The organism is Bacillus sp. FJAT-22090 (genome assembly GCF_007676755.1).
In the GTDB taxonomy this organism is placed as follows: domain Bacteria; phylum Bacillota; class Bacilli; order Bacillales_A; family Planococcaceae; genus Psychrobacillus.
The window spans coordinates 25928-38790 of the sequence record NZ_VEBK01000017.1; the positions used below are offsets into that span (position 1 = coordinate 25928).

Here is a 12863-nt window from a genome sequence, read left to right on the forward strand (position 1 = left end):
CACCTACAGCTTTAGTAGTCGCGCATTTATAGCTACTATTACTGTACTTAGTGACATCAAGATAGCCCCAATTGCAGGACTTAGTACAATTCCATATTTATATAGAGCTCCCGCTGCTAATGGAATTGCTACAATATTATATCCTGCAGCCCACCACAAGTTTTGTGTCATCTTTCGATAAGTAACTCTTGAAAGCTTTATAATATTAACTACATCTAGGGGATTGCTTTTTACAAGGACGACATCAGCTGTTTCAATTGCAACATCAGTCCCCGCACCTACAGCAATTCCCAAATCTGCTTTTGCAAGAGCCGGTGCATCATTGACACCATCCCCCGTCATTGCGGTAAGAAGACCGATTGTCGTTTGTATATGTTTAATCTTTTCGGATTTTTGATGAGGAAGAACTTCTGGGAAGATTTCTTCTATACTTAACTGATGTCCAACATATTGCGCAACCTTAGCATTATCACCCGTTAGCATAATAGACTTAATTTTCATTTCTTTGAGTTGATTAATGGCATCTATTGCTGTTTCGCGAACTATATCAGCAAGTGCGATCATACCTGCATACTTATTGTCCACCAAAGTGAAAACAACCGTCTTACCTTCTGATGACCACATGTCAAATTGTTCTTTGTCATAATTTAAATTCATATCCTTAATATAACCAGGACTAACCACTAAGATTTGTCTTCCATTCACTGTTCCTCGTAGTCCTTTACCGGTCAATGATTGAAAGTTCTCTAGTTTTGAAGGTGTTATTCCCATTTGCGTTGCTTTATTTGTGATACCTTTTGCTAAAGGGTGTTGGGATTGAACTTCTACAGACGCTGCATATGAAATAACATCTCTCTCATTATAGTCCGGGGAAGTACTAATATTTGTTACACCAAATTCACCTTTCGTTAAAGTTCCTGTCTTATCAAATACGACTGCCTCGATATTGCGTGCACCTTCAAAGGCTGCACGATTTCGAATCAGAAGGCCGTTTTTAGCAGCAATTGAAGTGGATACTGCAACCACTAAAGGTGCTGCAAGCCCTAAAGCATGAGGACAGGCTATGATTAATACGGTCACCATTCTTTCCATGGCTAAAGAAACAGGATAACCAAGAGATATCCAAATGAAGTATGTTCCTAGACCTGCTACAAGTGCACCGTAAAATAACCATTTTGCAGCCCTATTTGCAAGGTCTTGAGCACGGGACTTAGATTCCTGTGCCTCTTTTACCAAACTAATAACTTGGGAAAGATAGGTTTCATTTCCAGTTTTCATTACAGAAATAATAAGGGCACCCTCACCATTAATAGATCCTCCAATTGCCTCTTGGTTAGCTTCTTTTTCAATAGGGACAGATTCACCTGTTAGCATGGATTCATCAAGCGTAGACTTTCCATCAATTATTTTACCGTCTGTAGGGATTTTTTCACCAGGTTTGACCAAAACTCGATCACCTTGGTTTAAACTAGCGACTTCTACTTCTGTTACTCTACCTTCATCGTCAACAAGATGAGCTTCCGAAGGCATTAATTTAGCGAGTTCCTCCAAAGCTTTAGATGCACCCGTGACGGATTTCATTTCAATCCAATGGCCAATTAACATTATGTCAACAAGAGTAGCCAATTCCCAGAAGAAATCGTTTTTAGCAAAACCAAATACAGAAGCTGTACTATATACATACGCCACGCTGATAGCCAATGAAATTAGTGTCATCATTCCAGGGTTATGTTTTTTAAATTCGGCTTTTGCTCCCACTAGAAATGGCCAACCACCATAAAAAAATACGAATGTAGAGAGCGCTAGTAGTATATACATATCGCCGTCAAAGCGCAAATCAACTCCAAGGAACATTTGAATCATTGGGGAGAGTATTAAAATTGGAATCGTAATAACCAATGAAATATAAAAACGTACTTTAAAATCCTCCACCATATGGGGGTGGTGATTATGATTTTGTTTATTGCCATGGGTTTGTTCAACACCATGGTTATTATGTCTTCCTTCTTTTTGGTTGTCGAAATTGTGTTCATGATGTGAATGCTTAGTCATCTATTAGTTCCACCTGCCTCGTTATATATAGTTTTGCAATTATTATATAAAATATATATGCATTAATTATGCAAAGGTTATAATACCTGAATTAAATGAAGTATTATTATTTCTTTGAATATTGCATACCGTGAAGGGGTATAAAATATATTTAGAATATGAAAGATAGATCTAAAATTTAATAAAAAGGATGGGTAGATGGGATATTATCAATTATTTATATTAGCATCGCTTATGGGGTTAACTATAATAGTCTTTATATTAGCAAAGACATCGAAAAGTATTTTTAATCCCATGCAAGGGATGGTAACTTCTATGTTTTTTGGTATGAATATTGGATTGACTGCAGGTATTCTCTTAGGATTTACATTTCAAGGGAACTTATTTCACTCAACAATTCTATCGATGGTTATCGGAATGTTAGCTGGTTTAATATGTGGCGGATATTTTGGGGTTTTATCTATTCTAGAAGGAGTAATGTCTGGTTTGATGGGTGGTATGATGGGTGCGATGTTAGGAGAAATGATCAACGAAGAACAATCAATTGCTTTAATAAGAATATTTCTATTGTTATCTATTACAACAATCTTTTTATTTGTCTTATTACCTGACAAGAATAATCAAAAGATAAAAAGTAAAAGGTGGTTATTAAAGCCAGTCATCCTGTTAATTATTGTTACTATTTATTTTATAGGAGGTGTTCCCTTAGCAGAAAACTTAAAGAGTTCGATATCTAAGGAATCTACATTAGAACACCAGAACCATTCTAAAAGCGGAGCGAACAATATAAAAAAAAATTCACAAGTTATCACAATACAAGCAAAAAATATGAAATACTCAATAACAGAAATACATATAGAAAAAAAGCAGCCAGTCACTTTTGTTTTAGAAAATATGGACAATATTGAGCATGATATCGAAATAAAAATCCCAACATTTAACGAAAATAACCTAAATCAAAATAATAAGACAAATGAAAGTTTTGTACATCTTCATGCCGAACCAAAAAGTACAGAAAACATTACTTTCACTCCTGTTGGCACAGGAGTTTACGAGTATATATGCACAATACCAGGACATAAGGAATCTGGAATGGTCGGTCGGGTTGTAGTGGAATAGGAAATTAGATTGATAAATAAAAATGTAATAAATTTAGATTAAATTGAACAAGCTCCACAACTTTAACTAATTAATAATACCTCAATTTTGCGCTAATAACATGTTTATTGTAAGGTATTTAATAGTCCTTTGAATAAAGTTAAAGTTCTACCTATGCTATTAAGAACTTTGTGACACTATTCACCTTCTTTTTACGTATTTAAGTACCTTGGGAACATGATTTGAATATAATAACTATGAGGTGAAGACTATGTGCTTTTCAACTAATATAATCGAACAACAAGCTCTTATCATAAGTGATAAGATAATTAAAAACTCTATATATAAACCAGTAAGTTTGGATTTTATTAATGAAAAAAATGTTGGAATACAAGATTTTATAATGCAAAGTAGAGGAAAAGAACTATCACTAGTTACGAGGGTAAATTTAGTAAACTATGAAGGATTACAAATTAGTGTAGAACCAAATGAAAATGGGTTAATGTACGCTATGGGAGAAATCTCGTATAAAGATTATAAAAAACTACAAAATCAAGAGAGTAAACAGTTTATTTGGTACTTCTTAGCCATATCAAGCACTTTTCTATTGATATCCTGGGCTACTATTAGGTGGTTTTTCATATAAGTTTTTCTAGACTTAAATGCTGTTAAGTGAATAACTAACTACCATACTGTATCCAATATGATAGATACTATTTAATAGAGCGTTGATTTCAAAAGAATCAATGCTCTTTTTGTACGTCAAAACTAGAGTACGTATGAATTGATGAATCGTTTGTTACGCTTATTGTTAAAGCTGGGTTATCATATTTGCTACATTGATATAAAGAGTGTCGGGAGATGATGTGCTACGGTGTTAATAATGTGTAAAACAAAAAAACGTTTAGATTAAATTAAAGTGAAAGTTTTTTTCAATTAAATTGGGAAGAATTAAATTATAAAGACAAGTTACATAGGGATAAAATTCAGATCAATACAATCTACAGAGCCTGGTCTGCATAATTTTTTCATAATTTCAGTGTAAGATTGTTTAAAACAACGAGTAGTATCTTTATCTTGTTGTAAACTTATGAACTTATAGGAGGATAACAAATGAAAAGAAAATTAGTTATGGTACTTGTTTCATTGGCTATCACAATTATACTTTCTGCATGTGCTGGCGATGAAAAGAATACGAATACGAATACGAATACGAACAAGAACACACCTGAGAAAGTGGATATGATTACGGAAGAAAGTAAAGGTATAGACCATTCCAATATGGATATGTCTGGTTCAGGTGAATTTCCAGAAGACTTAAAAGTAACTGAAAATCCAACTTTTGAAGTAGGAAGTCAAGCTATTATTGAAACAGGTCATATGGAAGGTATGAAAGGTGCCGAAGCAACGATTGTCGGTGCTTATGATACAACTGTTTATAGTGTTTCATATACTCCTATAACTGGTGGGGAACGAGTGGAAAATCATAAATGGGTCATTCATGAAGAATTAGGAGAACCACAATCTGCACCATTAGAACCTGGTACAAAAGTAATCTTAACAGCAGAACATATGGAGGGGATGGAAGGAGCAACCGCTGAAATTGATTCGGCTGAAGAAACAACTGTGTATATGGTTGATTTCACTTCTACTACCGGTGAGAAAGTAGCTAATCACAAATGGGTAACTGAAAGTGAATTGTCACCAACAAAATAAGTTATATTTTTAGATTATCCGCAAAGACCTATCTATTTTATGGATAGGTTTTTTGCTTTTTATAGAGCATGATGCGTTATTTTATATAGAAATGCAGTAACGGAACTAGACTAGGGATTATAACAGTTTTAAATTACTGACTAGGATAAACCTAAATCAATTCAAGGAGGTAATTTCACCATTTGTTAAATCCAAAAAAGTTATTTTTATCTAAAAAATAAGTAGATAGTCCCAATTTATGTTAAATAATATAGTTAAACTAGGATTTTGTAATGATTTTGAAATCAAATTGTAATGAGTATATATCATTATTTGTGATAAAGTTACAATTATAAAAATAACGTTTACTGGGGTGTAAAATGAGAAGTAGAATTATGCAAGTATTAATTGTGATATCTTTAATTTTTTCTGTACAAGTATTTTCAGCAGATAAAGTCAATGCTGCAACATCAATTGAAATCGGAGCATTTGCTTCAAAGTTTTATGGTACCCCATATAAATATGGTGGAACAACTCCAAAAGGATTTGATTGTTCTGGATATATAAGATATGTTTTTAATAAATTTGAATTAAGTTTACCTAGAACTTCAGCCGAGCAATATAAAGTAGGAGAAAAGGTAGCGAAAGATAAATTAGCGCCTGGGGACCTAGTGTTTTTTGCGAATACTTACAAAAAGGGTATTTCTCATACAGGAATTTATTTAGGCAATGGAGAGTTTATTTCAGCAAAAAGTAAAGGTATTTTAAAAGCTAATTTAAATACAGATCCTTACTGGGCACCTAAATATGCAGGTGCTAAAAGGTTATCTAATGTAACTGTAGCTATGGAAAAAGGAAAAAATACTAATAATTAATTTTTAGAATTTGAAGAGCACAATCATCCACAGCATAGATGATTGTGCTTTTTTATGCTTTGATAGGTAAGAAATTCTCTCTTGTCCATATATTCTCCATAATCTTTTGTTATACTTTTTTATGGTGTGGAGATAAGAAAATACTTGATTAGTTTAAAACTACTTCAAACCTAGAAAATAAAGGAGCGACCGAATGTCTTCAAGCAATTTAGATAAAGAAAAGAACACTACAAAAAAACAGAAAGTTACTTTACTGAGTGCTTTATTAGTATTTGCAATTTTGCTATTTATCCTTTTACTTATTTCTTTCTGGATGACATTTTTTTATGATCCAGCAGAAGACATAGATAGTACACTTGCAGATAGAATCTACCCTTTTTTTCATGTTGAATCAATAAATAGTTTATCTGAAAATTTAGATGGGATACTTACAGAAACACCTAATCTAGATACACATGGGAAAACTAATCTGAATCTAGAAGATAGAGATGAATTTCAGCCTTCTATGGACAGTTTTTTTAATGAAAGAGAACTTACTATAAAGAATATTGATGCTATTTTTGAAAATATGAAATCGCCAAAAGAGATTTCTACGTCACACTCAACTTTCGGAAAGGAAGTTCTGTATATCTATCATACTCATAGCAGGGAATCATTTTTACCATATTTAGAAAGTACAGATAAACCTGAAGAAGCTTATCACTCTAAAGCAAATATTACATTAGTAGGTGAACTACTTGGAAGGGCACTGGAAAGAAGAGGAGTAGGAACTACAGTCGATTCAACTGATATCATTCAGGAACTAGAAACAAGAGGATTGGACTACAACAGTTCTTATAATGTCTCAGGTGATTTAGTTCGTTCTGCCTTAAGAGATAATAAAGATTTAGAGATTTTTATTGATTTACATCGCGATTCTTTGCGTAGTGATTCTACTACTACTGCAATGAATGGAGTAAATTATGCTAAATTGTTATTTGTTGTAGGTACAGGCCATGAAGATTTTGAAAATAATCTTACGTTTGCGGAAGGGCTACAAACAATTTTAGATAGTCAATACCCCGGAATGTCCAAAGGCATAATGAAAAAAAGTAGTAACCAAGGAAATGGAATATATAATCAAGATATCTCTCCAAACTCTATTATTGTGGAAATTGGAGGCGTAGATAATACGGTAGAAGAGCTTCATCGAACTACGGAGGTTTTTGCTGATGTTTTAAGTGAATATTATTTTCATGAAGAAAAGTAAATCAGTTTTTTTGTTCCAAGACATAATTTATTTCGTTTTCCTATTATATTTCAAATTACTAGATATCTTAAAGTTAAATGCACCTTAAGCCATAAAAGCTTCAAGGTGCATTTCATTTTGATATCTTAAAGTCCTCCATGTGATACTAGATTGTTAGATTGATCTTGTAATAGGTCTGAAACAGCTTATGCTAGAACTGAAATTGTACGATTAATTTCTTCCTGTGTATTATCGATTTCACCGGCGTCCACTTAGCATAAGCAAATACCTCCATAAATTTTCCATATTTAATTGATAAACTGCCAATATATTAAATAAATTAATAGGAGAGAATGAAGATGAAATACAAAATGTGGGTTGTTTCAGCATTGTCGGTAAGCATTTTAATGATTGGAGGATGTAGTGCAAGTAATTCTTCTGACAAAAATACAAGAATGGATAATGCTAATATGACTGAAGAAGAAATGTCGAATATGGAAGGAATGGATCATTCCGATATGAGCGATGAAGATATGGGATCTATGGAAAACGGTCATGATAGCCATTCAAACCCTTTGGCATTAAACGATTCAACTGGAGAAAATGAACTAATACTTCCACCATTAATTGAATCAAAGGATGGAGTAGTAGATATTACAGCTCAGCAAGGAGAAACCGAATTTTACGAAGATGTTCAAACCGAAACATATGGATATAATGGTTCATTTTTAGGGCCTATTATTCAAATAGTAAAAGATGAAACAGTAACATTTAGAACCAACAATGATTTATCAGAACCAACTACATTTCACTGGCATGGTGTAGATATTCCAGGTGAAGGTGATGGTGGTCCACATCAAATTCTACAACCAGGTGAATCAGAAGATGTAAAATTTACTGTTAATCAGGAGGCTTCCACTCTTTGGTTCCATCCACATCCTGAAGGTGCTACAGCTGAGCAAGTCTATAAAGGATTAGCTGGTTTAATTTATGTGGAGGATGAAAATTCGAAAAATCTAGATTTGCCAAAAGAATATGGGATCAATGATTTTCCATTAGTTTTCCAAGATAGACAATTTAATGAGGAGAAGCAATTCGATTACCAAGCAGTAATTAATGAAGATGGAACAATAGGAGATACTTTATTAATAAATGGAACATTGAATCCTAAACTAACGGTAGGTAAAGAAAAAGTTAGATTACGTTTATTAAATGGTTCAAATGCACGTAATTATTCTTTTAAATTAAATACAGGAGATTCATTTCAACAAATCGCTACAGATGGTGGTTTCGTAAATGACCCAACAACAATGAAGGAAATAACGTTAACACCCGGTGAACGTGCAGAGATTATCATTGATTTTTCAAAGTATGAATCCTCAAGTGATATAGCGTTAATTAATGAGGAGGATACAAACCTCTTACCATTTAAAATTGAAGAACAGAAAACAAATTCAAGTGATTTACCAAAAGCTTTAAATAATTTTGCTGTTACAGATGAAGAAAGAAATTTACCTGTTACAAAAAAACTTGAACTTTTCGGAATGGGTGCTATGGTGACCATTAATGGTAAGAAATTTGATATAAATCGAATTGACTTTACACAAAAACAAGGTGTTACCGAAATATGGGAAATTTATAATAAACCTGATGGAATGGGCGGAATGACACACCCATTCCACATTCATGGTACACAGTTTAAAATGATTTCAGTTGATGGAAACGAACCCCCAGTAAACGAACAAGGCTGGAAAGATACTGTTGCAATTGATGCAGGAGAAACAGTGAAATTAGCCGTTAAATTTAATAACAAAGGTGTATATATGTTCCACTGTCATGTTCTTGAACATGAAGAGAATGGAATGATGGGACAAGTAAAAATAGAGTAAATGTATATTACTCTTACATAAGAGTTATAAAAATAAGGATTTTCTAAGGAGTTCTCATTTTTCTGTTTGAACTAATACCTTATGGGAATATTAATACTGATTGCAAATATTAATACCTAGGAGGAATTTCATGAATCAGAAATATGAAGAATGTCTTAAAGCTTGTATGGAATGTCTAAAGGCTTGTAACACATGTTTTGATGCTTGTTTAAGAGAAGACGATGTTAAGATGATGGTCGATTGTATACGATTAGATCGCGCTTGTGCAGATGCTTGTGCCTTTGCGATACAAGCGATAACTTCGAACAGTCCTTTTGTGAAAGAAATATGCCAACTTTGTGCAGAAATTTGTGAACGCTGTGGAGAAGAGTGTGCTAAACACGAACATGACCATTGCCAAAGATGTGCTGAGTCTTGCCGCAAATGTGCTGTAGCATGTCGTCAAATGAGTGCATAAGGAAATTTAGGGAGATTATTAAAAAATATAAGGCTACTGCAAAAAGTTAAACTACATGGCTTTAGCGGTAGCCATAAAATTATTTAAGAGAGTAATATTCCAATTCGAGCTGTCTATTTGTTAAAAGATATATTAAAAGACTAAATATACAATTGTCGAAATAATCATAACGAATAGAAACCATACGACTAGTTTTATCTTTGTGTTATATATGAAGGTACAACCTAGATTATTGTGTTTATAGAGACTGTCAGTTTTTTTAAAAGAAAACAAAGCTGTGTAGTAAAATATCGATAAATATCTAACTTTAAATAAAATTCATTAACTAACATTCATTTACCTTTTCTTTATAATCCAAAAAGTTGTAAATGTAACTAATAACAAGATTATGACACCGTAAAAATAATTAATAGAGATTTTTTGAAGAACTCCAAAGACTATAGCTACTTCTATGGCAACTGCAGGTACTTTCCCGATTGAACTTGCAGACATAAAACGCCACCCAGTAATGGTTGTTAAAGAAGCACCTGCGGTAACTAACCCAGATGGAATAAGTGGTAGAATTCGAGATAGAATAATTAGTATGAACACATGCATGGGAGAACTATTTTTTATGGTTTTAAAAATTGTATGACTTAGCCAACCAGGATTAATTTTAGAAAACCCCCATCGATACATATGAAAACCGATAATTGCACCAAAAATCTCTCCAGTAAATGTAAGGATGACACCAAGCAATAAACCCAAGGAGTCTATGTTGATAGCGGTAACAAAGAAACTTGGTATAAAGCCAATTGCACCAATCCCCAAGTTCAAGAAAAGTAATAGTATAAATTTGATTGTTGTACTCATTAAAGAAATGAGTGTTATCGATTCATTCACAGATTATTAACCACCTATGATAATGTTTTAAGTATTTACTAATATAGTCACTCCATAATGAAGAGGATACTCCTTCCTTTTGTACTAATATATAATATAGAAGAAATAAGGAGAAGTTATGGAGATTAAATCTTGTTATACGTCATTTAAAACACATCCGATAAAATAAAATATCAGATAGACGAGATGAAGGTTTATCTCCTTATAAAGGAAGGGAACAAAGGTATGTTAAGAGGGGAGTGCATCAAAGTGAATCAGGTGTTTGTAGATATTCGCAGCTTACTCTTTATAAAGGAGCTATTATGAAATGAAGAAATTTTTTCCTTAAGATTTTGGGTGTGCTTTAGTTAAAAATTATGGGGCGCCAGGGCAACTTTTTTTCTTATCTTCTAATAAATTTTCTCTAGTAGGTGGCGTAATCGTGGGTAAATTTTCTTGGACTTGGATGAACGGGAGATTTAGTTAAATATTCGTTTTCCGAAATTTTTTAAAGTTAAAACCATAACATTGGGTTACTAACTATAATGTAAATTAAAGTTTTTTGAAACGTCCGTATTTCGTTGCTGCTATTATAGTTGGTAACTTTACATTAAAGTTTGATACTGAAGAGACATGGAAAGATAAAAAATCAGACTAATTATAAAATCGTATTCAAAAATTACTTTTTTGAATACGATTTTTTTATGTGAATATTTTTCCATTTGTAATAAAGCGTTCAAATGAAATAGTCGAGTCTGTTCAAGATTTTCAGTATAGGAGATGTATAAAAAATTTAGATATGTTTATAGAAGAAGGTGAACCGTTTGGAATTTGGAAATAGGGGGAAGATAATTAATGATTTATCACCTTTGTCAAAGCGTCGTCGTTTACTTCTCACTCCCTATGTTACAATTTGTTATAAAAAAAGTTGCAAAGTACATATAAGTGGAATATTATATAAGTAAATCATTATACACTAATAATATTAATTATATAAGGAGGTGTTCTTAAGTGGAATTATCTACTGTTGAAATAGAAAAAGCCGCAACAATATTGAAGTTGTTAGGGGACAAAACAAGACTAACTATGCTCAAAATGTTAAATACGCACGATTACTGTGTGTGTGAATTTGTTGAAATATTTAAAGTAAGTCAGCCTGCTATTAGTCAGCACGTAAGGAAATTAAAAGATGCTGGATTGGTACGAGAAACAAGAAGAGGTCAATGGATTATCTATTCATTAAACCAAGAAAGTGATGTTCTTCCGTTTTTACAGAGCTTAATTCAACATCTTCCAAATCAAGATTTTAAACTACAGGAATTAGAAAAACAGGGATTACGTATCTCATGTGAATAATGGAGGTTAGTATTTTGTCACCAGTTATTTTAGCGTCATTGATTTTCTTAGTTACGCTTGTCTTTGTTATATGGCAACCAAAAGGGTTGAATATCGGTTGGTCTGCTTGTGGTGGAGCAATTATAGCGTTATTGGTAGGGGTAGTGGACTTTGGTGATGTCGTAGAAGTAGTAGACATTACTTGGAACGCCACATTGTCCTTTATCGCAATTATTCTTATTTCCTTGATTTTAGATGAGATTGGTTTATTTGAATGGTCTGCACTACACATGGCAAGAGCTGCCAAAAGTAATGGAATTAAGATGTTCATTTATGTGAGTGTGTTAGGGGCTGTCGTTGCTGCATTTTTTGCGAATGATGGAGCTGCGTTAATATTAACACCAATTGTTTTGGCAATGGTTCGGAATTTGAACTTTAATGAAAAAATGATTTTTCCATTTATCATGGCTAGTGGATTTATAGCAGATACAACTTCGCTACCATTCGTGGTTAGTAACCTAGTTAACATTGTATCCGCTGATTTCTTTAATATTGGTTTCGTGGAATATGCTTCGAGAATGATTATTCCTAACCTATTTTCTCTGATAGCAACAATCAGCGTATTATTATTTTATTTTAGAAAAAGCATTCCAAGGACATATGACTTATCAAAACTTAAAGAACCAAAAGAAGCTATTAAAGATATAAAAATGTTTCATCTTTCATGGTATGTACTTGCGATATTAGTTATCGGTTACTTTAGTAGCGAATTCATCCAAGTTCCTGTTTCCATAGTAGCTGGATTAATAGCAATATTCTTTATTATCATGGCAAGAAGAAGTAGTGCTGTCGATACGAGAACAATTATAAAAGGAGCTCCATGGAATATTGTATTTTTCTCCATCGGTATGTATGTGGTTGTTTACGGACTTGGGAATGCAGGACTGACAAGTGTGTTAGCTGGCGTTATTGAAGTAGCTGCAGAACAGGGACTATTCATAGCGACGATGTCGATGGGCTTCATCGCAGCCTTCCTTTCATCCTTAATGAATAACATGCCCACAGTGATGATTGATGCATTAGCGATTGCAGAAACGAACACATCTGGAACAATTCGCGAAGCACTAATTTATGCAAACGTGATTGGATCAGACTTAGGACCAAAAATCACTCCAATCGGTTCACTTGCAACATTGGTATGGCTTCATGTGTTATCTCAAAAAGGCGTAAAAATTTCATGGGGTACTTATTTTAAAACAGGTATTGTTTTAACAGTTCCAATTCTATTTATTACATTATTAGGCCTATATATTTCGTTATCGTTTTTCTAATATGAACAATCAATTAGTGTAATTCAAAATAAACAATACTTT

The 12863-nt window shown here is 33.1% G+C and carries 11 protein-coding genes; 9 read left to right on the forward strand and 2 right to left on the reverse strand.

From position 1 onward, the window contains the following. Positions 1-3: 3 nt before the first annotated feature. Positions 4-2052 carry a copper-translocating P-type ATPase gene (locus FS486_RS17305; protein ID WP_144513259.1) on the reverse strand — a complete coding sequence of 683 codons (2049 nt, stop codon included), beginning with the start codon at positions 2050-2052 and terminating at the stop codon, positions 4-6. 198 nt (positions 2053-2250) lie between these two features. On the opposite strand from FS486_RS17305, the gene FS486_RS17310 reads away from it, so the two are divergent. The 7 genes from FS486_RS17310 (at position 2251) to FS486_RS17340 (ending at position 9294) form a co-directional block, all read left to right on the forward strand. Then, the gene (locus FS486_RS17310; protein WP_144513261.1) at positions 2251-3171 is read left to right on the forward strand and encodes a plastocyanin/azurin family copper-binding protein; all 921 of its coding nucleotides are present in this window, start codon (positions 2251-2253) and stop codon (positions 3169-3171) included. Between the two features lie 250 nt (positions 3172-3421). Beyond that, positions 3422-3796, forward strand: coding sequence for a hypothetical protein (locus FS486_RS17315; RefSeq protein ID WP_144513263.1), 375 nt, complete (start codon positions 3422-3424; stop codon positions 3794-3796). Positions 3797-4263: 467 nt separating this feature from the next. Further along, entirely contained in the window at positions 4264-4866 is a 603-nt protein-coding gene (locus FS486_RS17320) for a YdhK family protein (protein WP_144513265.1), read from the forward strand. A gap of 374 nt (positions 4867-5240) precedes the next feature. Then, on the forward strand, positions 5241-5720 hold the full coding sequence (locus FS486_RS17325; protein WP_260858141.1) for a C40 family peptidase: 480 nt from the start codon (positions 5241-5243) through the stop codon (positions 5718-5720). A 193-nt stretch (positions 5721-5913) separates the two neighbouring features. After that, entirely contained in the window at positions 5914-6969 is a 1056-nt protein-coding gene (gene spoIIP, locus FS486_RS20325; protein WP_144513269.1) for a stage II sporulation protein P, read from the forward strand. Between the two features lie 338 nt (positions 6970-7307). Further along, positions 7308-8837 carry a multicopper oxidase family protein gene (locus FS486_RS17335; RefSeq protein ID WP_144513271.1) on the forward strand — a complete coding sequence of 510 codons (1530 nt, stop codon included), beginning with the start codon at positions 7308-7310 and terminating at the stop codon, positions 8835-8837. A 130-nt stretch (positions 8838-8967) separates the two neighbouring features. Then, the gene (locus tag FS486_RS17340; protein WP_144513273.1) at positions 8968-9294 is read left to right on the forward strand and encodes a four-helix bundle copper-binding protein; all 327 of its coding nucleotides are present in this window, start codon (positions 8968-8970) and stop codon (positions 9292-9294) included. A 336-nt stretch (positions 9295-9630) separates the two neighbouring features. Here FS486_RS17340 and FS486_RS17345 read toward each other — a convergent pair whose 3' ends face one another. Next, a complete protein-coding gene (locus FS486_RS17345; protein WP_144513275.1) occupies positions 9631-10176 on the reverse strand; it encodes a TVP38/TMEM64 family protein in 546 nt (181 codons plus the stop codon). Positions 10177-11166: 990 nt separating this feature from the next. Here FS486_RS17345 and FS486_RS17350 point away from each other — a divergent pair. Further along, the gene (locus FS486_RS17350; RefSeq protein WP_144513277.1) at positions 11167-11511 is read left to right on the forward strand and encodes an ArsR/SmtB family transcription factor; all 345 of its coding nucleotides are present in this window, start codon (positions 11167-11169) and stop codon (positions 11509-11511) included. Next, complete coding sequence (locus tag FS486_RS17355) at positions 11511-12821, forward strand: arsenic transporter (RefSeq protein ID WP_186321499.1); 1311 nt, start codon at positions 11511-11513, stop codon at positions 12819-12821. Before FS486_RS17350 ends, FS486_RS17355 begins: the two co-directional genes overlap by 1 nt. Positions 12822-12863 lie beyond the last annotated feature (42 nt).